Raw genomic sequence first — 26,354 nt, forward strand, 5'->3', positions numbered from 1 at the left:
CGCGGATGATTATATTCGATGGCGAAGCCTTCCTCTCGCTCTCCCCGCTTGCGGGGAGAGGCGAAATGACAGGCGGAGAAAATAACGGATAGACAAGCCGTCCTGATGGCCCGAGAGCGCCGCGACCCCGAACAACGTCCATCCCCGGAGGCACTGCTGCAAGCGGCGCGCCGGGAGGAAAGCGCGAGCGGCAAGCTGAAGATCTTCGTCGGCGCCGCTCCCGGCGTCGGCAAGACCTACGAGATGCTGCAAAGCGCCCATGCCAAGCGCAAGGCCGGCATCGATGTCGTGGTCGGGTTCGTCGAGACTCATGGCCGCGCCGAGACCGAGGCGCTGGTGCGCGGCCTCGAAGTGGTCCCGCGCAAGAGGCTGGACTACCGCGGCCAGATCGTCGAGGAGATGGATCTCGACGCGGTGATCGCGCGGCGGCCGCAGATTGCGCTGGTCGACGAGCTCGCCCACACCAATGCGGCAGGCAGCCGCCATCCCAAGCGGTACCTGGACGTGGAGGAGCTGCTCTCCCACGGCATCGACGTCTACACCGCCGTCAACATTCAGCACATCGAGAGCCTGAACGACGTCGTTGCCCAGATCACCCATGTCCGGGTGCGCGAGACCGTGCCGGATTCGGTGTTCGACCGCGCCGATGCGATCGAGCTGATCGATCTCACGCCCGACGATCTGATCCAGCGGCTGAAGGAGGGCAAGGTCTATGTGCCCAAGCAGGCCGAGCGGGCGCTGGAGCATTATTTCTCGCCGGGCAATCTCACCGCGCTGCGTGAGCTCGCACTGCGGCGTACCGCCGAGCGGGTCGACGAGCAGCTTCTCAATCACATGCAGGCGAATGCGATTTCCGGGCCTTGGGCCGCGGGCGAGCGCATCCTCGTCTGCATCAGCGAGGATGCACGCGCCGCCGGCCTCGTGCGCTACACCAAGCGGCTGGCCGACCGGCTGCATGCGCCGTTCACCGCGATCTCGATCGAGACGCGGCGATCCCTGCAATTGTCCGACGAGGAGCGCGATCGGCTGGCCGACACGTTGCGGCTGGCGGAAGCTCTTGGGGGCGAAGCGCTGACCATTCCCGCCGTCGGCCGGCGTATTGCCGACGACGTCGTCAATTTCGCGCAAGGCAACAACGTCACCCAGATCGTGATCGGCAAGTCGACGCGTTCGCGCTGGTTCGAGATGACGCGTGGCTCCGTCGTGCACGACCTGGTGCGCCGCGCCGGTAACATCACGGTCCACGTCATCGCCGGTGACGAGCTGCCGGGCGAGGCCGCGCCCAAGACCGCGGTGCAGACCGCTGCGCGCTCGGAGCCGTTCAACCCGCTGCCCTATCTGAAGGCGCTCGGGATCGTGCTGATCGGCCTCGGCGCCGCGGAGCTGATCCAGCCCCATTTCGGCATCGAGAACGTCGATCTCGTGCTGCTGACGGCGGTGGTCACGGTTGCCGTGCGCTATGGCTTATGGCCGTCGCTGCTGGCGACCGTCGCGGCTTCCCTGTGCTATAATTTCTTCTTCCTGCCACCACTCTACACCTTCACGATCACAGACCCGACCAATGTCGCCGCCTTCCTGCTGTTCCTGGTGGTCGCGATGATCGTCTCCAATGTCGCCGCGCGCGTGCGCATCCAGGCCGATACCGCCATCGGCCGGATCAGAATGACCGAGCAGCTCCATGCCTTCAGCCGCAAGCTCGCCGGCACCGCCACGCTCGACGACGTGCTGTGGGCGACCGCCTACCAGATCGCGTTGATGCTGAAGGTGCGCGTGGTGCTGCTGTTGCCGGAAGAGGGCCTGCTCACCGTGAAGTCCGGCTATCCGCCGGAGGATGAGCTCGATCAGGCCGACCTCGCTGCGGCCAACTGGGCCTGGAGCAACGATCGCCCCGCCGGCCGCGGCTCGGACACGTTGCCGGGCGCCAAGCGGCTGTTCCTGCCGATGCGCACGGGACGTGGCCCGATCGGCGTCATCGGCATCGACAACGACCGTACCGGCCCGCTGCTGACGCCGGACCAGCGCCGGCTGCTCGATGCACTGGTCGACCAGGGCGCGCTCGCGATCGAGCGCGTGCTGCTGGTCGAGGACATGGACCGCGTTAAGCGCACCGTCGAATCCGAACGGCTGCGCTCGGCGCTGTTGACCTCGATCTCGCATGATCTGAAGACGCCGCTCGCATCTGTCTTGGGGGCGGCCTCCACCATGCGCGATCTCGCCGGCGCCCTTTCCGACACCGAGAAACGCGACCTGCTCGCCACCGTGATCGACGAATCCGAGCGGCTCAACCGCTTCATTGCCAATCTGCTCGACATGACCAAGCTCGAATCCGGCGCCATCGTGCCCAACACGGCGCTGCACGATCTCGGCGAGATCGTCGGCAGCGCGCTGCGGCGCGCCAGCAAGATACTCAACCGCCACAAGGTCGAGCTGGTGCTGGCTCCCGATCTGCCGATGCTCCAGCTCGATGCCGTGCTGTTCGAGCAGGTGCTGTTCAATCTGCTCGACAATGCCGCCAAATACGCGCCACCCGACACCACGATCTCGATCCGCGGCCGGTGCGAGAGCGGGCATGTCGTGCTCGCGATCGCCGACGAGGGAGCCGGCATTCCGCCCGACGAGCTCGAGAGCGTGTTCGACAAGTTCTATCGCGTGCAGAAAGGCGATCACGTCCGTCCCGGCACCGGGCTCGGGCTCGCCATCTCCCGTGGCTTCGTCGAGGCGATGCGCGGTACGATCTCCGCTGCCAATCGCAGCGAGCGGAGTGGCGCGATCCTCACCATTCGCCTGCCCATCCCGGCAGCGAGCCACGCATTGGATACCGCCGCATGAGCGCTGCTCCGATCAAGGTCCTGGTCATCGACGACGAGCCGCCGATCCGCAAATTGCTGCGGATGGGATTGAGCACGCAGGGCTATGAGATCCTGGAGGCGTCGAACGGCAGGACTGCGCTGGAGAAGCTCGACGAAGGGCCGGCGTTGATCATCCTCGATCTCGGCCTGCCCGACGTTCAGGGGCACGAACTGCTCCGCACCATTCGCGCGCGCAACGAAGCCGTGCCGATCGTGGTGCTGTCGAGCCGCGGCGATGAGGCCGGCAAGGTGCAGGCGCTCGATCTCGGCGCCGACGATTATCTGACCAAGCCGTTCGGCATGGAGGAGCTTTTGGCGCGGCTGCGCGCCGCGCTGCGCCACCAGCTTCAGGTCAAGGGCGAGCGCCCTGTGTTCCGCGCCGGCGATCTCTCGGTCGATCTCGTCCGCCGCATCGTCAAGGTCGGCGAGCGCGAGGTGAAGCTCTCGCCGAAGGAGTATGACCTGTTGCGCGTGCTGGTGCAGCATGCCGGCAAGGTGCTCACCCACCGCTTCCTGCTCAATGAGCTCTGGGACGAGCTGACCGATGCGCAGTATCTGCGCGTCTATGTCCGCCAACTTCGGCAGAAGATCGAATCCGACCCGGAACGGCCGCAATATGTGCTGACGGAGACAGGAATCGGATACCGGCTGAAGGCGGGGGATTGAGCGTAGCTCGGCGGCATCGGGTGCTGGCTCGAGGCAAACTCCTCATGGCCGGGCTTGACCCGGCCATCCACGTCTATCGGCATGCGAGGATGGATGCCCGGGTCAAGCCCGGCCATGACGACCGAGGTTGTGGCGCACGCCTGCTTCCGCAATGACGGATTAACCCGCCTTCCGGTGCCTCGCCGCTGTCCGGTGCGTCTTCTTGGCGGCGCGATGCCGTCCGGTCGCACGCCGCGGATGTGACTTCGTCGCTGTCTTCTTGCCGCCGCGTCCCTTCAGGCTCTGCTTGAGCGCATCCATCAGGCTGACGACGTTGCTGGGTCGTTCCTCGGGCTCCGGCAGCTCGATCTTCTTGCCGCTCGCCTTGCGCTTCACCAGGGCCTTCAGCGCGTCCTCGTATTCGTCCTTGAACTTGCCGGGGTCGAAATGCGCCGCCTTGGTGCGCAGGATATGGCCGGCGAGCTCGACCATGTCCTTGGTGATCTTGGGGCTCTTGATGTCGTCGAAGAACTGGTCCTCCTCGCGCAGCTCGTAGGGGAAACGCAGAGTGGTGCCGAGCAGGCCCTTGCCGAGCGGCTCGATCGCCATCACGTGCTCGCGGTTGGTCAGCACGATCTTGGCGAGCGCGACGCGTTCCTCGTCCTTCATGGCGTCGCGGATCACCGCGAAGGCGTCGACCGCGGCCTTGCCGTCGGGCGCAATGTAGTAGGGATGGTTGAGATAGCGCTGGTCGATCTCATCGCGCGGCACGAAGCTCTCGATGTCGATGGTGTGATTGCTCTCGATCTGGACCGCCTCGAGCTCCTCCGGCTCGATCTCCACATATTTGCCCTTGCGCAGCTCGTAGCCGCGCCCCTTCTGGTCGCTCTCGACGACGTCACCGGTCTCGGAATCGATCATCTGCTGCTTGAGCCGGTTCCCGGTCTCGCGGTTGATCAGGTGAAACCGCGTCTTCTCGGCCGCCGTCGTCGCCGGATAGAGCACGACCGGGCAGCTGACCAGCGACAGCTTCAACGTTCCCTTCCAATAGGCGCGCGGTGCCATTCCATTCTCCAGCGTTTTCAAGGCGTTTTGGAACCCCAACCGTCCCATAGGGTTTTGGTTCCGGGCGGGACTTTCGCCGTGATAGGCTTAATGCCGAAAGAGAAGCGGGACCGGTCGTGCTGCAAAAACTCTCCACTTACCGACAGAAGCGGGATTTCGAGAAGACGCCCGAGCCATCGGGCAAAACAGCAGTCGCGCCATCGAAGCAGCGGCGCTTCGTGATCCAGAAGCACGACGCGAGCCGGCTGCATTACGACCTCAGGCTCGAATTCGATGGCGTGTTCAAGTCCTGGGCGGTGACGAAGGGGCCATCGCTCGATCCGCACGACAAGCGGCTGGCAGTCGAGGTGGAAGACCATCCGCTCGACTATGGCGACTTCGAGGGCACGATTCCGGAAGGGCAATATGGCGGCGGCACGGTGATGCTGTGGGACCGCGGCACGTGGGAGTCGGACGACCCGGAAGCCGGCTTCAAGAAGGGCGACCTGAAGTTCACGTTGCACGGCGAGAAGCTGCATGGAAGCTGGGTGCTGGTGCGCATGCGCAACCGGGGCGGCGAGAAGCGCACCAATTGGCTCCTGATCAAGCATCGCGACGAATATGTCCGCGAAGGCGCGGACAACGACGTTCTCGATCAGGACAAGTCCGTCGCCTCCGGCCGCGCGATGGAGCAGATCGCCGAAGGCAAGGGCCGCGCGCCGAAGCCGTTCATGCTGGCCAAGGGCACCAAGGGCAAGGCCGACGCGGTCTGGCAGTCCAACCGTGCCGAGGAGACGAAAGGACGCACGGTGAAGCCGGCGCCGCGCACCGCGTTGAAGCGCGGCAAAGCGGCGAAAAAAAGTGCCACGACCGCGACCAACGCCAGGAAGGTCTCGGCGATGCCGGATTTCGTGGCGCCGCAGCTCTGCACGCTGGTCGAGCGGCCGCCGGCCGACGAGGGCTGGTGCCACGAGATCAAGTTCGACGGTTATCGCGTGCAGCTGCGGGTCGAGGACGGCGAGGCGACGCTGAAGACGCGCAAAGGTCTCGACTGGACCGAGAAGTTCGGCTCCATTGCCAAGGAAGCAGCCGCGCTGCCGGACGTGATGATCGACGGAGAGATCGTCGCGCTCGACCACAATGGCGCGCCGAACTTCTCCTCGCTGCAGGCTGCGTTGTCCGACGGCAAGACCGACGAGCTGATCTTCTTTGCCTTCGACCTTCTGTTCGCGGAAGGCCAGGACTACCGCCGGCTGCCGCTCGAGGAGCGCAAGGCGCAGCTGAAGAAGCTGCTGGAATCGCGCAAGCGGAAAGCGAGCCAGCTCCGCTATGTCGAGCATTTCGAGAGCGGCGGCGATGCCGTGCTGCAATCGGCCTGCAAGCTCGAGCTCGAGGGCGTGGTCTCGAAGAAGCTGAACGCGCCCTATCGTTCGGGGCGCACCGAGAGCTGGGTCAAGTCGAAATGCCGCGCCGGCCACGAGGTGGTGATCGGCGGCTACAAGACCACGAGCGGCAAGTTTCGCTCGCTGATGGCCGGCGTGCAGCGCGGCGATCATCTCGCCTTTGTCGGCATGGTCGGCACCGGCTTTGGCGCGGACAAGGTCAAGCGCATCATGCCTGCGTTGAAAGCCATGACGGCCAGTGAAAGCCCCTTCGGCGGCAAGAATGCGCCGAAGAAGACCCGGGACGTGCACTGGCTGAAGCCGGAGCTCGTCGCCGAGATCGAGTTCGCCGGCTTCACCGCCGACGGCAATATTCGCCAGGCGGCGTTCAAGGGATTGCGGCAGGACAAGCCGGCCGAGGAGGTCGAGGCGGAGACGCCTGTCGATACCGAGCTCGCCAAGCCCTCCGCCAGGAAGGCGGCGCGCACGAAGGCGGGCCGGCAACCGAAGCAGACCGCTCAAAATGCCGAGGTCATGGGCGTCGTCATCTCCAAGCCGGACAAGGAGCTCTGGCCCGACGACGGCGATGGCGGCGTCGTCACGAAGCTGGACCTTGCCCGCTATCTCGAAGCCGTCGGCGAATGGATGATCGTGCATCTCAAGGGCCGGCCGTGTTCGCTGATCCGCGCGCCGGACGGCATCAAGGGCGAATGCTTCTTCCAGCGCCATGCGATGCAGGGGACGTCGAACCTTCTGGAGCTCGCAAGAGTTTCCGGCGATCGCAAGCCCTACCTTCAGATCGACCGGATCGAGGGGCTCGCCGCCGTGGCGCAGATCGGCGGCGTCGAGCTGCATCCCTGGAATTGCGCGCCTTATGCCTATGACACGCCGGGCCGGCTGGTGTTCGATCTCGATCCCGCGCCCGACGTCGAGTTCGCCGACGTGGTCGACGCGGCTAAGGAGATGCGGCAGCGGCTCGCCGACATCGGCATGGACAGCTTCTGCAAGACCACGGGCGGCAAGGGCCTGCACGTCGTGGTGCCGCTGCTCCACGGTGCGCGCGACAAGGTGAGCTGGAAGGAGGCCAAGGCGTTTGCACAAGGCGTCTGCCAGTGGATGGCCGACGACGATCCCGAACGCTACCTGCTCAACATGTCGAAGAAGCTGCGCAAGGGAAAGATCTTCCTGGATTATCTGCGCAACGACCGCATGTCGACCGCGGTCGCTCCCTTGTCGCCGCGGGCGCGCGCCGGGGCCACGGTATCGATGCCGCTGACCTGGGCGCAGGTGAAGAGCGATCTCGATCCCAAGCGCTACACGCTGCGTACCGTGCCGGCGCTGTTGCCGCGATCGAAAGCATGGGAGGGATATGACGATGCCGCCGCTTCGATCAAGGCGGCGATGAAGAAGCTGGCGGCGAAAGTGAAGTAGAGGCCGCTTTCCAAAACGTCATTCCGGGCTGCGCGATGCGCAGACCCGGAATCCAGAGGTTTGCGGCGCGAGATTCCGGGTTCGCGCTTGCGCGCGCCCCGGAATGACCGCCTCACTATATCCGTCCCATCAGCAGCAGGATCAGCAGAATGACGATGACAAGCCCAAGGCCGCCGCCGCCGTAATAGCCGGTGCCGTAGAACGGTCCGCCGCCGATGCCGCTGAAGCCGCCGAGCAGGGCGATGATCAGGATGATCAGAATGATTGTGCCGATTGACATGCGAATCTCCTCAGCCCTTTGTCGAAAGGGTTGTTTGCATCTATCCCGTCCTGCGGGTGCAACTTGCCGCAGGTTGTAAAGTTCCCACGTTGAAACAAGGCCGACGGTCCAACCTGCATGGAACCTTTGTAGGCCCGGCGGCCATGACTATGTTGATGAGCCATCACTGGACAGAGATCATGTCAGCACCGCTTGTCGTTTCCATCCCACACCGTCTCGGCCGCGAGGAGGCGGTACGCCGGCTCAAGACGGGGCTTGGCCGCGCCGCTGCAAGCATTCCGGTGATGCAGGTCGAGGAGGAACGCTGGAGCGGCGACAGCATGAATTTCCGCATCCGCGCGCTCGGGCAGATCGCGACGGGCCAGGTCGACGTCGCCGACGACCATGTGAAGGTCGAGGTGGTGCTGCCTTGGCTGTTGCAGCGCTTCGCCGAGATGGCGCAGGCGGCGATCAGGAAGCGCGGCCAATTGCTGCTGACCAAAGACGAGGGAAAGTAAGCTCAGGCGCGTACGCGCCGTCGCGATGGTCTGATGGCGTTTGCGATTTGGGCCTCGATGACCGAGGCGGGACAATCGCGGAACGCCTGCGCGAGCGGCAAGTCGGTTCCGGCAAGGCCGGGCACGGTGTAGCCCGTGACGTCGATAGTCGCGTCCAGGTTCTCCGGCGCGGGCCATTCCCGGCCGGCCTGGGTGAATGGCGCGAAATGACGCCCGACCACGACGATCGCGACCGCGCGGCCATGACGGCGCGCAAAGGCGATGACATGGTCGGCATGTGCGCCCCGGACGCCCAGCGGCTGGTAGTCGCCCTGCGTGAAGACGTCGGCAAGCTCATTGCGCAGCTTGAGGAGATGCCGCGTCCAGGCCAGCTTGAGCTGGCCGTCCGGCCAGGACTTGATCAGGCCACTCCAGTCCGGAGCTTCCAGTGAGGTCAGTGCCGCGTGGCGTGCGGCAAAGTCGACCGGACGGCGGTTGTCGGGGTCGACCAGCGACAGGTTCCAGAACTCGGTACCTTGATAGAAGTCCGGCACGCCCGGCAGCGTCGCCTTGAGCGTGAGCTGGCTCAGCGAATTCAACGTGCCGAGCAGTGCGACGCGGCGAGCCAGCGTTTGCAATGCCTCCAGGAATTCAGTGGACCGGGCGGGGTCGAGGATCTTCTCGATGAAGTCTCGGATGCCGCTCTCATAGGCTTCATGCGGGTTGAGCCAGCTCGTCTCCTCCTTGCCCTCGCGCGCGGCCTTGAGGGCATAGGCCTGGATGCGCTCGGCGAAAGCGGCATCGGCCGGCGCTTGAAGCGGCCAGGCGCCGAGCAGGGTCTGGTAGAGCATGTATTCGAACGTCGCCGACGGCGCGCGGAAATTGCCGTGCAGCGTGAGATGCGGCGCGTTCAGCACCTTCCATCGCGCCACCGCGCTGGCCCATTCACCGGGGATTTCGCTGAGCGCCGCGATGCGTGTGCGCGCATCCTCACCACGCTTGGTGTCGTGGGTGGCGGTTGCCGTCATGCCTTGCGGCCATTCCCTGGCGCGGGCTTGCATGGTCTGGTGGAAGGCGGGAATGCCGAGGCCGGTGCTCGCGGGATCGCCGCCGACCTCGTTCAGCGCAAGCAGCCGGTGGAATTGATAGAATGCGGTGTCCTCGAGCGACTTCGCCATCATCGGCCCGGTGAATTGCTGCACCTTCAGCGCGAAGCGGCGCACGCGCGGGGCGCTGTGCGGGGGACGGCCGGGCTTGAGCAGGTCCATGGTGAGGGCATCGCGCAGGAAGTCGAAGATGCCTTCGTCGGCGGCAAACCACTCGCCGCGGGCGCGCTCGATGGTGTCCTCGATCAGCTTGCGGTCCGGTGCCGTCGGGCCGCTGTGCGTCAGGTAGGTGCGATAGACCGGGAAATGCAGCACATAGAGCTCGAGCGCCTGCCGCAGGCTGCCGGCCGAGAAGTCCCGTGTCGAATAATGCCCGTTGGCGATACGCGCGAGCAGACGCGACAGCACGGTGAATTCGCTGGCGAGCAACGTCTCCAGCACCCGCCGCTTGGCGTCCTTGACGTAAGGCGCAAGCCGCGGCGGCCGGTTGCTGATCTGCCGCCAGGTCTCGTCCAGCGCTTCGAGGCCCTTGGGATCGACCAGCACATGGGTGATGACGTTCATCCATTCGTAGCCCGTGGTGCCCTGGACGCCGGCGAACTTCGGTAGGCGCTCGTGCTCGCACAGGATCTTTTCGATGACCGTATAGAATGGCTTTGTGTTGCCTTGGACGATATTGCTTTGGGCGTCGCGCACCAGCCGGCGCAGTCGCTGGCAATATTGTGCGGGGTCACGCAGGCCGTCGATGTGATCGAGCCGGATTCCCTGTAACTTACCGTCGGCGATGAGCTGCTTCACCAGCCGGTGCGTGGCGGCAAATGTGCTCGCGTCCTCGACGCGCAGTCCCGCGAGCCCGTTGACATCGAAGAAGCGGCGATAGTTGATGTCGCTGGAGGCAAGCCGCCAGTGCCCGAGCTTGTAGTGCTGGCGCTCCAGGAGATGATGCAGCGTCAGCGTCTGCGCCGGGCGGTCCTTGCCGGCACGATAGGCGGCGAGACCGCGACCGATGATGTCGGCGGCGCCGGCGATCTCCTTGAGCTCGGCCTTGAAGCCGGGAGCTTCCTTGCGATTGGGACGGCGCAGCCCCGTGTAGCGGGTCGCGAGTGACAGCAGGCGCTTGCCGGCCGGCGTTTCCGCCGCGTCCGCCTCCTTGACGATCACGCGCAGAACTTCGCCATAACGCTCCGGTGCGATTGGCAGGCGATGCTCGAAATACCAGGCCGAAAGGCTTCCCTCATCGGGATCGTAGCGCAGCTCGATGTCGCCGCGCTCCAGCGCCTCGCCGTAGGACGAGCCGAGGATCGGCAGCAGCACGCCGCCGCGGGCACGAAAGGCCAGTTGATCCCAGTCGATGTCGAAGGAAGCGGCGTGTGGCGAGGCCTGGCCCCATTCCAGCACGTCGAGCCACCAGGGATTGTCGGCGAAATGCACGCCGACATGGTTGGGCACGAAATCGATGATGAGCCCGAGGTCGTGCTTGATCAGCGCCTCGCTCAGGCGTGCGAAGCCGGCCTCGCCACCGAGCTCGGGATTGAACTGGCTGTGATCGACGGTGTCATAGCCATGGGTCGAGCCCTTGCGCGCCTTCATCACCGGCGAGGCGTAGAGATGCGTGATCCCCAGCGCCTTGAGATAGGGGACGACCGCAGCGGCCTTGTCGAAGTCGAAGTCCGCGGTGAGCTGAAGCCGGTAGGTTGCGAGCGGAATGGCAGGAGGCATCTCAACCTCCGAGACGCCAGACCACCGACCAGGGCGGGAGCCGCTCGCCGGCGCCGCCCCAGATCGGCGTGCCCGCGCTGAGGGAGGAGGTGATCTCGTGATCCGACAGATTGGCGACAAGGCGCAACGTCGTGCCGTCGCCCATCCGCCAATGCGCGGTGAGCAGGCCGTCATCGGCGGCCTCGGCGTCGCCGAAGCTTGCGCCCTTGAGCCGGGGGATGATCTCCTTGTGACGCAGCGCGAGCAGGTCTTTCACCAGGGCGAGCCGCGCATCCTGTTGCGGGGTGCGGCCGGTCCAGTCGAGCACGGCGGATTGCAGCGTTGCCGGATCGAGCGGGTCGGGCACCTCGTCGCCGTATTTTTCGTAAGCCCAGGCATATTCCTGCTTGCGACCCTTGCGCACGGCCTCGGCAAGTCCACCTTGGAAATCGCAGAAGAACGGGAAGGCGACTGTCGAGCCCCATTCCTCGCCCTGAAACAGCATCGGCACCATCGGCGCGAGCAGGGTCACTGCGAGCGCAGTCTCGATCTGCTTTGGCGATGCCAGGCTTTCCAGCCGCTCGCCCAGCGCACGATTGCCGATCTGGTCGTGGTTCTGCAGGAAATTGACGAAAGTCGCCGGCGGCAGCTCTCCGCTCGGCTCGCCGCGCGGCCTCTTGCCCCAGAACTCCGAGATCTCGCCCTGATAGACGAAGCCCGAGACGAGCGCGCGCGCGAGATCCATGCGCGGCGTCTGGTAGTCGCCATAGTAGCCGGCATGCTCGCCGGTCAGCATCACGTGCCAGACGTGATGATAATCGTCGTTCCACTGTGCGCGATACTTGCCGTTCGGCGGCTCCTGCGCGGCGTCGAGCAGGCTGGCGCGGTTGTCGCCGTTCTCCAGCACGAGATGGATGTGGCGTCCCGTGGCCTTGGCGAGCTCGCCGGCGGCAACGCTCAGGTCCTGCAGCATCGATTGCTCGCCGGGGATCGCCATGATGTGGTTGGCGGCATCCAGCCTCAGGCCGTCGAAGCGGTAGTCGCTGAGCCAGGACAGCGCGTTCTCGACGGCAAAGGCTCGCGCCTGCGGCACGCGATAATCGATCGCACTGCCCCACGGCGTGTGCGCATCGGTGAAGAAGGTCGGCGCATAGCGGCCGAGGTAGTTTCCTTCCGGGCCGAAATGATTGTAGACCACGTCGAGAAACACCATCAGCCCGCGCAGATGTGCCTCGTCGATCAGCGTCTTCAGGTCCTCGGGCCGGCCATAGGCGCTGTCGGGCGCATACCACAGCACGCCGTCATAGCCCCAGCCGCGGCGTCCCGCGAAATCGGCGAGCGGCATCAATTCCAGCGCGGTGATGCCGGTCGCTGCGAGATGATCGAGCTTGTCGATCATGGCGCGGTAGGTGCCCTCGGGCGTGAAGGTGCCGACATGGGTCTCGATCAGCACGGTCTCTTCCCAGGGACGGCCGCGCCATTCGCGCGCGCGCCAGACGAAGGCGTCGTGATCGATCACCTCGCTCGGGCCGAACACGTCCTCGGGCTGGAAAGCCGAAGCAGGATCCGGCACGTCGATCTCGTCGTCGATCCTGAATTTGTAGGGACTGCCGGCGGCGAGGCCGGCAATATCAGCGACGTACCAGCCATCCTGTCGGCGCTGCATCGCGTGCCTGCGGTCGAGCAGGAGGTCGACGCGGCGCGCGGCGGGCGCCCATAGGCGGAATGACACGCCGTCCTTCGTCGGCCTCGCCCCGAAGGACGGCCTCATGGCGCCCCCGCGAAGGCGAGCACGGAGCGCGGCGGCGCCTTGCTGTCGCTCCCGGGCAGGAAGTCGATCGTATTCAGCATGGCATCGGTCGTGTTCAGGATCTGCTGCCAGCTCTTGTATTCGGTCATTTGGGGCAATTTGAATGCGATCTCTTCGGGAGCGGCGTTCAGTACGATAAAGATCGCAGCCCCACCCGGTTCCATCGGCCCCATCACATAGGAGAGGAACCTGCCTTCCGGGAATTTCCAGTCATTTTCCGTCATCTCGTGGCCGGCGGGCGTCAGCCACAGTGCGCCGTAGGAGATGCCGTCCTTGGGGCGGCCATCGAGCCAGCGATGGCTGCGCAGCTGTGAGAACCGGCGGCGGATATCGGCGAGATGGGCGACGAAGTCGACCATGTCGTCGCCCTCCTTGCCGAGATTGTCCCAGCCGACCCAGCCGACTTCGTTGTCCTGGCAATAGGCGTTGTTGTTGCCGGATTGCGAGTTGCCGACCTCGTCGCCGGCGAGGATCAGCGGAACGCCCTGCGCCAGCATCAGGCAGGCCAGCACGTTCTTGCGCAGCTGCCGGCGCAGGCTGATGATGTTCGGATCGTCGGTCGGACCCTCGATGCCGCAATTGTTGCTGTGATTGTCGTTGGAGCCGTCGCGATTGTCCTCGCCGTTGGCCTCGTTGTGCTTCTCGTTGTAGCTGAAGAGGTCGGCGAGCGTGAAGCCGTCATGGACGGTGATGTGGTTGATGCTGGCGCGCGGCCGCCGTCCGTCGTGGTTGAACAGGTCGGACGACGCGGTCATGCGGCTGGAGATGTCGCCGATCAGGCTGCCTTCCCCGCTCCAGTAGCGGCGCATGGCGCTGCGATAGCGGTCGTTCCATTCCGACCATTGCGAGGGAAAGGCTCCCACCTGGTAGCCGCCGAGGCCGAGGTCCCACGGCTCGGCGACGAGCTTGACGGTCGCCAGCACGGGATCCTGCCGGACCGCGGTCAGGAACGAGCTGCCGCGATCGAATCCGTTCGGCCCGCGCGCCAGCGTGGTGGCGAGATCGAAACGGAAGCCGTCGACGTGGCAGACTTCGACCCAGTAGCGAAGTGAATCCATCACCATCTGCAGCACGCGCGGATGGGTGAGGTTCACGGATGAGCCGCAGCCGGTGAAGTCGTCGTAGTAGCGCGGGTTCTCGCGGTTCAGCCAGTAATAGGAGGCATTGTCGATGCCGCGATAGCACAGCGTCGGGCCGAGGTGATTGCCTTCGGCGGTGTGGTTGTAGACGACGTCGAGCATCACCTCGATGCCGGCGTCGTGCAGCCGCGCCACCGTGGTGCGGAAGGAATCGAGTGAGTTGTCCTGGGCGTAGCGCGGCTCGGGCGCGAAGAAGGACAGCGTGTTGTAGCCCCAGTAGTTGGCGAGCTTCTTTTCCACGAGGATGCGGTCGTCGACGAAGCTGTGGATCGGCAACAGCTCGACCGTGGTGACGCCGAGCTTCTTCAGGTGCTCGATCATCGCCGGCGAGGACAGGCCGCCATAGGTGCCGCGCAAATTCGGCGGTACGTCGTCGCGCTTCTGCGTCAGGCCCTTGACGTGGGCCTCGTAGATGATGGTGTCTTCCCAGGGGATGTTGGGGCGGATCTCGCGGCGGCCCCAGTTGAAGGTCTCGTCGACCACGACGGCCTTCGGCATGCCCCGCGCATTGTCCCGCCGGTCGAAAGACAGGTCCTCGCGCGGGCTTCCGGTGCGGTAGGCAAAATGCGCATCGCTCCAGACCAGGCGTCCGGCAAGCCGCTTGGCATAGGGGTCGAGTACCAGCTTGTTGGCGTTGAAGCGATGGCCGTGCTCGGGCTCGTACGGGCCGTGCACGCGGTAGCCGTAGAGCTGGCCGGGGGAGACGTCGTTGAGATAGCCGTGCCAGACATCCTCGGTCTTCTCTGGCAATTCGACGCGCTCGAGTTCGCGGCGGCCGTGTGCGTCGAACAAGCAGAGCTCGACCTTCTGCGCGTTGGCGGAGAACAGCGCGAAATTGGTGCCGCGTCCGTCCCAGCTTGCGCCGAGGCGTGCGGGCGATCCAGCAGTCAGGCGCATCAGTCAGCTTTCCGGAACGAGGAAGGTTGCGGCGAGCGGTGGAATAGTGAGACGGAGCTCGCCGCCCTCATCGGCATGAACTTCGCCGATATTCCCGACATTGCTGCCGCCATAATGAGCGGAATCCGAGTTGAGCACTTCCTTCCACTTGCCGCCAAAGGGTACGCGGATGGGATAGTTGCGATAGACGTTGGGTGAGAAGTTGACGATGACGAGGCATCGCGCGTGCTCGTCAAATCCCTTTCGAAGCCAGGCGAACACGTTGCGGTTGGCGTCATCGGTGATCAGCCATTCGAAACCGCCCTGGTCGCAATCCATCTGGTGCAGCGCCGGTACCGCGCGATAGAGCCGGTTGAGGTCGCGGATCAGCGCCTGGACGCCGGAATGGTACTTGTATTCGAGCAGATGCCAGTCGAGCGACTGGTCGTGATTCCATTCCCGGCTCTGCGCGATTTCCGCGCCCATGAACAGCAGCTTCTTGCCGGGATGGCCGAACATGAAGCTGTAATAGGCGCGCAAATTGGCGAAGCGCTGCCACTCGTCGCCGGGCATGCGGCCGAGGATCGAGCGTTTGCCGTGCACGACCTCGTCATGCGACAGCGGCAGGATGAAGTTTTCCGAGAACGCGTAGTGCAGGCCGAACAGGATCTCGCCGTGGTGGTGCTTGCGGTAAATCGGATCCTTGCTGATGTAGCTCAGCGTGTCGTGCATCCATCCCATGTTCCACTTGTATCCGAAGCCGAGCCCGCCGAATTCGACCGGGCGCGAGACCTGCGGCCAAGCGGTGGACTCTTCAGCGGCCGTGGTCGCCTGTGGGAAGCGGGCAAACACTTCCGTGTTGAAGCGGCGCAGGAAGTTGATCGCCTCGATGTTCTCCCGCCCGCCGTACTGGTTCGGAATCCACGCGCCGGGCGGCCGGCTGTAGTCGAGATAGAGCATGGACGCGACCGCATCGACGCGCAGGCCGTCGATCGCATAACGCTCCAGCCAGAACAGCGCATTCGACACCAGGAAGTTCGTCACTTCGGTGCGGCCGTAATTGTAGATCAGCGTGCCCCAGTCGAGGTGGCGCCCCTGCAGCGGATTGGCATGCTCGTAAAGCGAGGTGCCGTCGAAATGGCCAAGCCCGTGCGGATCATCAGGGAAATGACCGGGCACCCAGTCGAGCAGCACGCCGATTCCTTCGCGGTGGCAGGCATCGACCAGTATCGCAAACTCGTCGGGTGTGCCGAAGCGGCTGGTTGGCGCATAGAGGCCGGTCGGCTGGTAGCCCCACGAGCCGTCGAAGGGATGCTCGCTCACGGGAAGAAATTCGAGATGGGTGAAGCCCATGTCGCGGGCATAGGCCGGCAACTGCTCGGCCAGCTCGCGATAGGTCAGCCACTCATTGTCGTTCTTGCGCCGCCACGAGCCGAGATGGACCTCGTAGATCGACATCGGCGCCGACAGTGAATTGATGCCGTCGGGCGCCGGCCGCGGCCGCGGCAGGTGCGCTTCGTCGAATACGATGGACGCCGTCTTCGGCCGCACCTCGCTCGCGAATGCCAGCGGATCGGATTTCAACGGAAGCAGATGACCATGCGGGCCGATGATCTCGAACTTGTAGTGATCGCCGGACTTCGCATGCGGGATGAACAGTTCCCAATAGCCGCTGCCACGCACCCGCATCGGATGGCGCCGACCGTCCCAGAAGTTGAAGTCGCCGACCACGGAGACGCGGCGCGCATTCGGCGCCAGCACCACGAAGCCGATGCCGTCGACGCCCTCGAGCTGCATCGGATGCGCGCCGAGCTTGTCGTAGATGCGCTGATGGGTGCCTTCGCCGAGCAGATAGAGATCAAAATCGGTCAGGATCGGTGGAAAACGGTAGGCATCCTCGAACTCGACGACGTCGTTGCCGAACTTTGCGCGGAGCTGGTAGTGCTTCGAGCCATTGGGCAGGGCGCCGATGAACAGACCGGCGTCGTGGACGCGGTCGAGCGGGGCGACCTCGCCATGTTCGCCGACTGCCTCGACATTCACGGCCTCGGGCAAAAACGCGCGCACCACGCTTCGACCACCCTCGGGATGCAGCCCGAGATAGTGGAAGGGATCGGAGTGGCGGCCCTCGATGATCGCATAGGCCTCGGCAGGCAATTTAGGCATGGGCTTCGCTCTCGGCACTGGACAGAATGCGAAGCAGTCCGGTCAGCGGCGCATGGAGCCCCTCAGGCCGGTGGGACAGCTCGTACTCTAGTTCATCGAACACTTGATCAAGCAGGTAAAATCTCAACAGGCCGTCGGCAGACGACCGATCCTTCGGCCATAGCCTGCGGTCGGTCATGGCTTCGCGGTAGGCGGACAGGAAGGTCGCGGTGGCGCGCTCACGCCATTCGTCGAGCGCGGCCACGATGCGGTCTTGCTCGTCCGAAGCGCCCGTGCGCGCGCGGCTCAGCGCCGCGTGGACTGAAAGGTCAATCGAGTGGATCAGGCCGGCGACGTCGCGGGCGGCCGGCGCCTTGCGCCGCTTATTGGCCAGCGGCCTGCGTGGGTCGCCGTCGAAGTCGATGATGAAGATATCGTCCTTCACGATCAGAGTTTGCCCGAGCCGGAAATCGCCGTGATGACGGATGTTCAACCCGCCGATGTCGGATGGCAAGAGCGCATTCAGGCGGTCGGACAGTTCCGCGCGTGCGGCGATGAGCCGGTCGATCAGCGGCCGGTCCGTCTCCCGCTGTCCGTCGCGGCTGTCGGCCAGCAGCTCGAGAACCCGCTCGGCACGCGCCTTGAGATCGGTCAGCGCGGCCCTGATCTGGGCGGAGCCGATTGGCGCCGGTGCGAGATCGGCGGGCTCTGCCGCGGCGAGAGCGACATGCAGCTCGGCGAGCCGCCGGCCGATCTGCGCGATGAAATGCAGATAGGGCGCCTGCTCCTGGGTTTCGCGCGGCATCTCATCGGCCGGTGCCACGCGCTGCTCGTCGATATAGCGGTCGAGATATCCCGTGGTCACGGTCCAGCCGTCGCCCTGGTTCTCGACATAGGCATGCAGCACGCCAAGCGCGCTGCGTTGGCTCCCGTCGACCAGCTCGACGCTGCCGAGCAGTGCCGGCGTGTTGGCAAAGCGGGCGACTTCCGTGAGATAGTGACCGATCTCGATCTCGGGGCTGATGCCGCTTTCGAGCCGCCGATAGATCTTGGCGACGTATTTGTTGTCGACCAGCGCGGTGCTGTTCGACTGCTCGATCGCGCGGATGCGTTCGGGCTCCTTGATGGTGTAGTCGGCGAAACGACTGGTCGCCTTGAACTCCAGCCGCAGATTGTTCTCGTCCACGACCAGGTTTTGCGACAGACCTCGCAAGAACAGACCGATGAAGATCTGGTCGGTCGCGACGTCGAGCAGCGTGCCTTCGCGCGCACCCTGGCGCACGGCGGCGAGCGCCCTGGGGTTGAAGCGCTCGCGGTCGAAGCGCACCCATTCGATCTGCATGGGCATCACATACCGCGTCGTCACCTCGTCCCGGGTCGTCTCGAAAAACGCGATCCAGGGTCTGTTGTCGCCGATGTCGCTGAACGGTACCGCCGAGGTCAGCGTGGTTCGGATGTGCTTGGGATCGTTCTCGGGATACCAGCGCGTCCGCGCCAGGAATCCCGGCAGCACGTCGCGCTCGAACACGCCGCGCTCGCGGGCGAGCGACACCCAGTTCGAGTTCACCGGCACCACCAGCGTCTCGAACTCCGGCACTGCGCGCGGCGTCACCGGCTCGGACTTGTCGCGCTCCTTAAGCTGGAACCAGTAGAAGCCGTACGGCCCCAGCGTGATCATGTAGGGCAGCTCGCCGATCGCGGGGAAGCGCGTGCGGCCGAGCATCTCCTGGGGGATACGGTCCTTCCATGGCGACAGGTCGAGCTCCGTCGCCTGCGCGGCACGCGAGAGATTGGCGACGCACAGGATCACCTCGTCGCGGTACTGCCGGACGTAGGCGAGCACGGCGCGGTTGGCCGGTCGGATGAACGTCATGGTGCCGCGGCCGAAGGCGAGCGTCGACTTCCGCACAGAGATCAGCCGTTTGGTGGCGCTGAGCAGGGACGACAGGCTGCGCGACTGCGCCTCCACGTTCACGGATTGGTACCCGTAGACGGGATCCATGATCGGGGGCGCGTAGAGGCGGGCCGGGTCGCAGCGCGAGAAGCCGCCGTTGCGGTCCGGGCTCCACTGCATCGGCGTGCGCACGCCGTTGCGGTCGCCGAGATAGATGTTGTCGCCCATCCCGATCTCGTCGCCGTAATAGATGATCGGCGTTCCCGGGAACGACAACAGCAGCGAGTTCATCAGCTCGATCTTGCGGCGGTCGTTGTCCATCAGCGGCGCGAGGCGCCGGCGGATGCCGACATTGATGCGCGCGCGCGGATCGTTGGCGTAGGTGGTCCAGAGATAGTCGCGCTCGACGTCGGTGACCATCTCCAGCGTCAGCTCGTCGTGGTTGCGCAGGAACAGCGCCCATTGGCAGCTTGCGGGAATGTCGGGCGTCTGGCGCAGGATGTCGGTGATCGGGAAGCGGTCCTCCTGCGCGATCGCCATGTAGATGCGCGGCATCAGCGGGAAATGGTAGGCCATGTGGCATTCGTCGCCACGGCCGAAATATTCCTGCACGTCCTCCGGCCATTGATTGGCCTCGGCCAGCAGCAGCTTGCCCTTCGAATACGCGTCGAGCTCCTGGCGCAGCCGCTTGATGATCGCATGCGTCTCAGGCAGGTTCTCGTTCGAGGTGCCCTCGCGCTCGCACAGATAGGGAATGGCATCGAGCCGGAAGCCGTCGACGCCGGCATCGAGCCAGCGCTTCATCACCTGGATGATGGCGCTGACCACGCGCGGATTGTCGAAATTGAGGTCCGGCTGGTGCGAGAAGAAGCGGTGCCAGTAGAACGCGCCGGCCTCCGGGTCCCAGGTCCAGTTCGATTTCTCCGTGTCGGTGAAGATGATGCGCGTGCCCTGGTACTTCTGGTCGGTGTCGCTCCAGACATACCAGTTGCGCGCACTGGAGCCCGGGTGGCTGCGCCGGGCGCGCTTGAACCATTTGTGCTGGTCCGAGGTGTGGTTGACGACGAGCTCGGTGATGACGCGCAAGCCGCGCTTCTGCGCCTCCTGGATGAAGCGCTTGAAGTCCTTCATCGTCCCGAAATCGGGATTGACCGCGCCGTAATCGGCGATATCGTAGCCGTCGTCGCGGCCGGGCGAGGGATAGAACGGCAGCAGCCACAGCGCGGTAACGCCGAGCTCCTGGAGATAGGGCAGCTTCTCGGTCAATCCGGCGAAGTCGCCGATGCCGTCATTGTTGCTGTCGGCGAAGGCCTTGACGTGGAGCTGGTAGATGACGGCATCCTTGTACCAGAGCTCATCCACGACCTCGGCAGCCTCAGCCTTCTTGGTGTCGACGGAAGACAGGACATTCATGGCGTGAACCCTTACGCCAGGCAGCGGAACAGGAGCGCCGGATCGCGGTCGGGATCGATACGCAACCTGATCCCGCCCCATTCGACGCGGGACCGTTCGCCGGTGACAAGGTTTTCGAGTGCCCTCACTTGGTGGCGCTGTCCATCGGCGTCAACGGTGACATCGCCGAGCGGCAGCCAGCATTCACGCGCGTGGCGCGAGAGCGCGATCACGATGACGACGGTATTGGCCGGATCGGCCGCCTCCTTGGCGAAGGCGATCGTCTCGCCGTGCTCGATACCGAGGAAGCGCAAATTCGTCGTCTGCTGCAGCGCCGCGTTCTCGTTGCGGGCGCGATTGAGCCCGGCAATGTAGGATTTGATGTTGCCGGGCCTGTCCCAGTCGCGCTGCCTGATCTGGTACTTCTCGGAATCGAGATATTCTTCTCGGCCGGGAATCGCTTCATGCTCCAGCAGCTCGAAGCCGCTATGGATGCCGTAATTGCCTGAGAGCGTCGCCGCCAGTGCGACGCGCGACTTGAATGCCCAGGGCTCTCCGCTCTGGAGGTGATAGGGCAGCAGGTCGGGCGTGTTGGCGAACATGTGCGGACGATAGAAATCACGTTCGGGATAGCGCGTCAGCTCGCCGAGATATTGCTCCAGCTCCCACCGCGAGGTGCGCCAGGGGAAATAGGTAAAGGACTGCGCAAAGCCGAGCTTGGCGAGGCCCTTCATCAGCTTCGGCCGTGCGTAGGTCTTGGAGAACAGGATTACCTCGGGATGACGGTGGCGGATGTCGCGGATCAGCCACTCCCAGAACGGAAGCGGCGCAGTGTCGTGATTGTCGATGGCGAATATGGTGACGCCATGGTCGATCCAGAACAGCATGGCATCGCGAAACGCGTTCCACAGGCCGACGCGATCCACCGAGGCGAAATCGGGGATGACGATGTCGGAATAAGGGCCGTCCGCCGTCCGGATCGAGCGGTCCGGCCGCCATTTGAACCATTCCGGATGCTGCGTCAGCCAGGGATGGTCCGGCGAGCACTGCACGGCGAAGTCGAGTGCAAGCTCGAGACCGTATTCCAGGCAGGTCGCAACCAGCGCGCGGAAATCCTCGATCGTGCCGAGCTCGGGATGCAGCGCATCGTGGCCGCCCTCGGCCGAGCCGATCGCATAAGGCGAGCCGGGATCGCCCTCACGCGCCACCGGCGCATTGTTGCGGCCCTTGCGGCTTGTGTGGCCGATGGGGTGGATCGGCGTGAAGTAGAGCACGTCAAAGCCCATGGCGGCGATGTCAGGCACGCGCGCGATGCAGTCGCGCAGCGTGCCATGCCGGCCCGGCAATGCGCTCTGGCTGCGCGGCATCATCTGGTACCAGGCGCCAAAGCGCGCCTTGTCGCGGTCTATGGTCAGCGGGAAGAGTGGCGAGCGCGTCAGGTCGGGCCGCGACTGGCTTTCGGCCATGGCTTTGCCGAGCTCAGTTGCGAGCAGCGAAGTGACGTCGCCGTTCCTGAGATAATCCTCGCACTGCCTGATGATGACCGCTGCCGCGTTCTGTCGCGCGCCATGCGCCTTGGTCAGGAGTCCGGCGCCCTCGATCGCATCGAGGCTGACATCGGCCCCGGTGCGCCGCTTGCGCGCGACTGCGTGAGACCAGGTGGCGAACTCATCGGTCCAGGCTTCGATCGCGTAGACATATTGGCCGGGCTCAACGGGCGTGAACGCACCGGACCAGCGGTCATTGCCGTGATGGGTCATCGGCTCACTCCGCCATTCGCGCTCCTGCTCGCGGCGCCAGATCAGCGCGGCTGATGTCACGGCGTCGCCGTCGCGATAGATGTCGGCCCAGACCTCGACCGGTTCGCCCAGGATCCGCTTCACAGCGAAGCGGCCGCCGTCGATCGAGGGATAGACGTCCTCGATCAGGAAAGCGCTGCCGGCTGCGGCACTTTCGACAGTTTGAATTGTCTTGTTCACGGTGATGCCATTGACAAGAAAGCAGGAGCCCGTTTCCCTTGCCGGGAGCCGACGCTTGGTACCATTATAGAAAGCCGCTTGTGTGTCATTGGTTCCCTGGGGAACGGCAAGCGCAGTTTGCGAGTTACCCCTGACTAACCTCTTCCGCGACCTCGTTAAAATCGATGCCCTTGGCCAAACAATGGCCTGCAAGCTGCGTGCCGAATGGATCTTTTAGCTCAAGCCCGGATCAAGGGCGTTCAGTCCGAATTCGTTGACGCCCTCGGCAAGCTGCGGGTCACCGCGCCCGAGGCGCTCAAATCCATCCTCGACGCCCTGCCGGAGAGGCGCGTCTACCGCTTCGTCAGCGGTCCGGTCGTGGTCCGCGCATTGGGGCATCCGCGCACGGAATTGGCGGCCATCGGTGCGCCGCCGCTGCAATGGAAAATCCACGGCAACGGCAATGTGATCGCGACAGGCGAGACGCGCGAGCCCGTCATCGCCTGGCCCGCCGGCCTGGCGCTCGGGTATCACAGATTGACACTGACCGATGCCGAAGGCGTGACGGAAGAGGTGCCGATGATCGTGGCGCCCGAGCGCGCCTTCGGCGGCGATTTCGACCGTGGCTGGCTGCTTGCCGTCCAGCTCTACAGCGTCCGTTCGGACCGCAATTGGGGCATCGGCGACTTCACCGACCTCGCAGGCCTGGTCCGGCTTGCCAAGCAGCTCGGGGCCGACGGTGTGGGGCTCAATCCGCTGCATGTCCTGTTCGACGACCATCCGGCCGATTGCAGCCCCTATTCGCCGAACAGCCGGCTTTTCCTCAATCCGCTCTATATCGACGTTGAGGCAATTCCCGAATTCTCGGCAGACCTCGTGCCCGACGCGGCCGCAACGGCCGCCCGTCTGCGCGAAGGTGATCGCGTCCCCTATGCCGACATGGCGGCGTTGAAATGGCTGGGTCTTCGCGCCGCCTTTGACAGCTTCGTGACAAGCGCGAGCGAGGCGCGCCGCAAGGCGTTTGACGCCTTCCGGGCCGCTCGCGCGCCGCTATTGTCCCGCTTTGCCTGCTTTGAGGTGCTGCGCCATCGCTTCGCCGCCCCCTGGTGGGAGTGGCCGTCGGAATGGCAGCAGCCGGATCAGGTGAAATGCGCCGAGCTGCGCAATGGCCCGGCCAAGCGCGAGGTCGAGTTCGTCGAGTTCGTGCAATGGACCGCCGATAGCCAGCTGCATGCCGCCAAGGAGCTCGCCAGCCAGCTCGGCATGCGGGTCGGCCTTTATCTCGATGTTGCCGTCGGCGTGCAGTCCAACGGCTTCGATGCCTGGAACGAGCAGACGGCGATTTCCCGCCATCTCGCCGTCGGCGCGCCGCCCGACGTGCTCAACACCATCGGCCAGGACTGGGGTCTCGCCGGCTTCAACGCCGGTGGGCTCGAGGCGCAGTCCTTCGTCCCGTTCGCGGACATGCTCGCGGCCTCGATGCGTCATGCCGGCGCCATCAGGCTCGATCACGTGCTCGGCCTGAAACGGCTTTATCTGGTGCCGCGCGGCTTCAAACCCGACAACGGCGCCTATGTGCAGATGCCGTTCGAGGCGCTGCTGGCAGCCGTGGCGCGCGAGAGCGCGGCCCACAAATGCATTGTGATCGGCGAGGACCTAGGCACCGTGCCGGAAGCTTTTCGCGAGATGATGCAGGATTTCGGCATCTGGTCCTATCTCGTCATGATGTTCGAGCGCGACGATGCCGGCCATTTCCGCAATGTCGACCATTACCGGCCCAACGCGCTGGTCACGCTGAACACGCATGACCTGTCGACCTATGCCGGCTGGCGCTCCTTCAGCGACCTCAAGATGAAGCGCTCGCTCGGGCTCGATCCCGGCGAGAACGACCAGGCGCGCTGGGATGCGCTCGGCAGGCTCGACGAGATCCTGCGCCAGAACGGCATTCGAGCGAATGATCTCTATTCGGTGCTCGCCTTCCTGTCGCGCACGCCGTCCCGGCTGCTCGCGGTGTCGATGGAAGATCTGCTGGGCGTGATCGACCAGCCCAACATTCCCGGCACGATCGACGAGCACCCGAACTGGCGCCAGCGCCTTCCTGTTGCGCTCGACAAGATCGCGTCCAGGATCGATCTGGCGGCTTTGAAGGCCGCGACGCGGGAACGTTCATTGCCCGGCGGGAGTTGAACGGCCGGGGATTTCTAGGCTCGCACGACATTGTCTCAGAGGATCGAGGACTATGCGCTGATCGGCGATTGCGAGACCGCGGCGCTGGTCGGGCGCAACGGCTCGATCGACTGGCTGTGCTGGCCGGCCTTCGATTCCGACGCCTGCTTTGCCGCGATCCTCGGCACGCACAAGAACGGCCGCTGGCTGATCGCGCCGAGCGAGGAAGTGGTCTCCATCTCGCGGCGCTATCGCGGCAACACCCTCATCCTTGAAACGCGTTTTGAGACGAAAGACGGCACCGTCGCACTGATCGACTTCATGCCGCCGCGCGGCAAGGCGTCCGACATCGTGCGGCTGGTCCGCGGCATCCGTGGCACAGTGAAGATGCGGATGGAGCTCGTCATCCGCTTCGGCTTCGGCGCCGACATTCCCTGGGTGCGGCGGATCGACCATTCCTTGATGGCCATCGCCGGCCAGGACATGACGGTGCTGCGCACGCCGGCCGAGACCCGCGGCGAGGACCTGACCACCGTCTCGGATTTCGAGGTGAGGGAAGGCGAGACGGTGCCCTTCGTGCTGACCTACGGCCCCTCGCATCTCGAGCCGCCCGCGTCGATCGATCCGGAGCTCGCTCTCCAGGAGACCGAGAAATTCTGGCAGGACTGGTGCGGCCGCTGCACCCGCGACGGCGACTATCAGGATCTCGTCCTGCGCTCGCTGATCACGCTGAAGGCGCTGACCTTCGCGCCGACCGGCGGCATCGTCGCGGCACCCACCACCTCCTTGCCGGAAAAGCTCGGGGGCAGCAGGAACTGGGATTACCGCTTTTGCTGGCTGCGCGACGCCACCTTCACGCTGCTGGCACTGATGAATTCGGGCTACACCGAGGAAGCCCTGGCCTGGCACAATTGGCTGCTGCGTGCGGCCGCGGGTTCGCCGGCGAACATGCAGATCATGTATGGCATCTGGGGCCAGCGGCGGCTGCTGGAATGGGAGGCGGGCTGGCTCGCTGGTTACGAGGGCGCGCAGCCGGTGCGCGTCGGCAACGCGGCTCATGCGCAGCTCCAGCTCGACGTCTATGGCGAGTTGATCGACGCATTCCACCAGTCACGCATGGCCAAGCTCCAGCTCGACGACGAGACCTGGGCGCTGGAATGCGCCGTGCTCAATCATCTGGCCGAGGTCTGGGACCGGCCCGATCACGGCATCTGGGAGCGGCGCGGACAGCCCAAGCACTACGTCTTCTCGAAAGTGATGACCTGGGTCGCCTTCGACCGCGGCATCAAGAGCGCCGAAATCTTCGGCTTCAAGGCCCCGCTCCTGCACTGGCGCACGTTGCGCGATGCCATTCATCGCGACGTCTGCAACAGGGGCTTCGACGCGGAGGAAAATGCCTTCGTCGAATCCTACGGCTCGAAGCTGCTCGATGCCAGCGTGCTGTTGTTGCCGGCCGTCGGCTTCCTGCCGGCCTCCGATCCGCGCATCCGCGGCACCATCGCGGCCGTCGAGAAATGCCTGATGCGCGACGGATTCGTGCTGCGGCACGATCCGCGCGAGCTGGCGGTGGACCAGCCGCCGCTCGAAGGCGCGTTTCTGGCCTGCAGCCTCTGGCTCGCCGATGCCTATGTGCTGTCGGGCGATATCGACAAGGCGCAGGGATTGTTCGATCGCGTGGTCGGTGTCGCGAACGATGTCGGGCTGCTCGCCGAGGAATACGACTCCGTGGCCCGCCGCCAAACCGGCAACTTCCCGCAGGCACTGACCCACATCGCGCTGATCAACACGGCACACAATCTGTCGGCAGCACGGCAGAAGAGCGAGAAGCCGGCGATGCAGCGGTCGAAGTAAGGCGAGCGCGCAACAGTGGGATTAAACGAGGCTTGATGGCTGCAACGAAGGAGGTGCGCCCCCTCTCCCGCTTGCGGGAGAGGGTTGGGGAGAGGGTGCTTCCGCAATGGGACAGTCCCCAAGTGGAGAAAGCCCTCACCCGGCGCGCGGGACGATGCTGCGCATCGCCCGGGACGCGCCGACCTCTCCCGCAAGCGGGAGAGGTGAAGAGA

14 protein-coding genes are annotated in these 26,354 nt (G+C 64.8%); 6 read left to right on the forward strand and 8 right to left on the reverse strand.

Annotated elements, in window-relative coordinates; genetic code table 11:
- Positions 1-105 precede the first annotated feature (105 nt).
- Positions 106-2,829, forward strand: a complete 2,724-nt coding sequence (locus tag EHH60_RS27450; RefSeq protein WP_124162513.1) for a DUF4118 domain-containing protein — start codon at positions 106-108, stop codon at positions 2,827-2,829.
- Positions 2,826-3,515 carry a response regulator gene (locus EHH60_RS27455; RefSeq protein ID WP_124162514.1) on the forward strand — a complete coding sequence of 230 codons (690 nt, stop codon included), beginning with the start codon at positions 2,826-2,828 and terminating at the stop codon, positions 3,513-3,515. Before EHH60_RS27450 ends, EHH60_RS27455 begins: the two co-directional genes overlap by 4 nt.
- A 159-nt stretch (positions 3,516-3,674) precedes the next feature.
- Here the strand turns inward: EHH60_RS27455 and ku are convergent, their stop codons facing one another.
- The gene (gene ku, locus EHH60_RS27465; protein WP_124162516.1) at positions 3,675-4,559 is read right to left on the reverse strand and encodes a non-homologous end joining protein Ku; all 885 of its coding nucleotides are present in this window, start codon (positions 4,557-4,559) and stop codon (positions 3,675-3,677) included.
- 116 nt (positions 4,560-4,675) lie between these two features.
- Here ku and ligD point away from each other — a divergent pair, with 116 nt between their 5' ends.
- Complete coding sequence (gene ligD, locus EHH60_RS27470) at positions 4,676-7,351, forward strand: DNA ligase D (RefSeq protein WP_124162517.1); 2,676 nt, start codon at positions 4,676-4,678, stop codon at positions 7,349-7,351.
- 115 nt (positions 7,352-7,466) lie between these two features.
- Here the strand turns inward: ligD and EHH60_RS27475 are convergent, their stop codons facing one another.
- Positions 7,467-7,631 carry a DUF3309 family protein gene (locus EHH60_RS27475; protein WP_008560028.1) on the reverse strand — a complete coding sequence of 55 codons (165 nt, stop codon included), beginning with the start codon at positions 7,629-7,631 and terminating at the stop codon, positions 7,467-7,469.
- Positions 7,632-7,810: 179 nt separating this feature from the next.
- Between EHH60_RS27475 and EHH60_RS27480 the strand changes: the two genes are divergently transcribed.
- A complete protein-coding gene (locus EHH60_RS27480; RefSeq protein ID WP_124162518.1) occupies positions 7,811-8,128 on the forward strand; it encodes a polyhydroxyalkanoic acid system family protein in 318 nt (105 codons plus the stop codon).
- A gap of 2 nt (positions 8,129-8,130) precedes the next feature.
- Here EHH60_RS27480 and treY read toward each other — a convergent pair whose 3' ends face one another.
- The 6 genes from treY to EHH60_RS27510 are packed head-to-tail and all read right to left on the reverse strand — an operon-like array spanning position 8,131 to position 22,146.
- Positions 8,131-10,932 carry a malto-oligosyltrehalose synthase gene (treY, locus tag EHH60_RS27485; RefSeq protein WP_124162519.1) on the reverse strand — a complete coding sequence of 934 codons (2,802 nt, stop codon included), beginning with the start codon at positions 10,930-10,932 and terminating at the stop codon, positions 8,131-8,133.
- A gap of 1 nt (position 10,933) precedes the next feature.
- Positions 10,934-12,682 (reverse strand): malto-oligosyltrehalose trehalohydrolase, encoded by a 1,749-nt coding sequence (treZ, locus tag EHH60_RS27490; RefSeq protein ID WP_124162520.1) that lies wholly within the window; start codon positions 12,680-12,682, stop codon positions 10,934-10,936.
- The gene (gene glgX / locus EHH60_RS27495) at positions 12,679-14,757 is read right to left on the reverse strand and encodes a glycogen debranching protein GlgX (protein WP_124162521.1); all 2,079 of its coding nucleotides are present in this window, start codon (positions 14,755-14,757) and stop codon (positions 12,679-12,681) included. Before glgX ends, treZ begins: the two co-directional genes overlap by 4 nt.
- A 3-nt stretch (positions 14,758-14,760) precedes the next feature.
- Positions 14,761-16,902: a 1,4-alpha-glucan branching protein GlgB gene (glgB, locus tag EHH60_RS27500; RefSeq protein ID WP_199752074.1), complete on the reverse strand. Its 2,142-nt coding sequence runs from the start codon at positions 16,900-16,902 to the stop codon at positions 14,761-14,763.
- Positions 16,895-20,188, reverse strand: coding sequence for a maltose alpha-D-glucosyltransferase (gene treS / locus EHH60_RS27505; protein WP_124162523.1), 3,294 nt, complete (start codon positions 20,186-20,188; stop codon positions 16,895-16,897). The genes glgB and treS overlap by 8 nt, the downstream gene beginning before the upstream one ends.
- A gap of 11 nt (positions 20,189-20,199) precedes the next feature.
- Complete coding sequence (locus EHH60_RS27510; RefSeq protein ID WP_124162524.1) at positions 20,200-22,146, reverse strand: maltotransferase domain-containing protein; 1,947 nt, start codon at positions 22,144-22,146, stop codon at positions 20,200-20,202.
- Between the two features lie 204 nt (positions 22,147-22,350).
- Between EHH60_RS27510 and malQ the strand changes: the two genes are divergently transcribed.
- Both malQ and EHH60_RS27520 read left to right on the forward strand, forming a co-directional pair.
- Positions 22,351-24,312 (forward strand): 4-alpha-glucanotransferase, encoded by a 1,962-nt coding sequence (gene malQ / locus EHH60_RS27515; protein ID WP_124162525.1) that lies wholly within the window; start codon positions 22,351-22,353, stop codon positions 24,310-24,312.
- A gap of 30 nt (positions 24,313-24,342) precedes the next feature.
- Positions 24,343-26,142 carry a glycoside hydrolase family 15 protein gene (locus tag EHH60_RS27520; protein ID WP_124162526.1) on the forward strand — a complete coding sequence of 600 codons (1,800 nt, stop codon included), beginning with the start codon at positions 24,343-24,345 and terminating at the stop codon, positions 26,140-26,142.
- Positions 26,143-26,354: the final 212 nt, after the last annotated feature.

This window comes from Bradyrhizobium sp. RP6 (assembly GCF_003837805.1).
Taxonomy (GTDB): Bacteria; Pseudomonadota; Alphaproteobacteria; order Rhizobiales; family Xanthobacteraceae; genus Bradyrhizobium.

Coding starts and splice junctions, on each gene's coding strand:
- treZ (WP_124162520.1), bottom strand. CDS start 12,682: ATGAGGCCGTCCTTCGGGGCGAGGCCGACGAAGGACGGCGTGTCATTC.
- ku (WP_124162516.1), bottom strand. CDS start 4,559: ATGGCACCGCGCGCCTATTGGAAGGGAACGTTGAAGCTGTCGCTGGTC.
- glgX (WP_124162521.1), bottom strand. CDS start 14,757: ATGCGCCTGACTGCTGGATCGCCCGCACGCCTCGGCGCAAGCTGGGAC.
- EHH60_RS27475 (WP_008560028.1), bottom strand. CDS start 7,631: ATGTCAATCGGCACAATCATTCTGATCATCCTGATCATCGCCCTGCTC.
- EHH60_RS27455 (WP_124162514.1), top strand. CDS start 2,826: ATGAGCGCTGCTCCGATCAAGGTCCTGGTCATCGACGACGAGCCGCCG.
- glgB (WP_199752074.1), bottom strand. CDS start 16,902: ATGCCTAAATTGCCTGCCGAGGCCTATGCGATCATCGAGGGCCGCCAC.
- malQ (WP_124162525.1), top strand. CDS start 22,351: ATGGATCTTTTAGCTCAAGCCCGGATCAAGGGCGTTCAGTCCGAATTC.
- treY (WP_124162519.1), bottom strand. CDS start 10,932: ATGCCTCCTGCCATTCCGCTCGCAACCTACCGGCTTCAGCTCACCGCG.
- EHH60_RS27450 (WP_124162513.1), top strand. CDS start 106: ATGGCCCGAGAGCGCCGCGACCCCGAACAACGTCCATCCCCGGAGGCA.
- EHH60_RS27480 (WP_124162518.1), top strand. CDS start 7,811: ATGTCAGCACCGCTTGTCGTTTCCATCCCACACCGTCTCGGCCGCGAG.
- treS (WP_124162523.1), bottom strand. CDS start 20,188: ATGAATGTCCTGTCTTCCGTCGACACCAAGAAGGCTGAGGCTGCCGAG.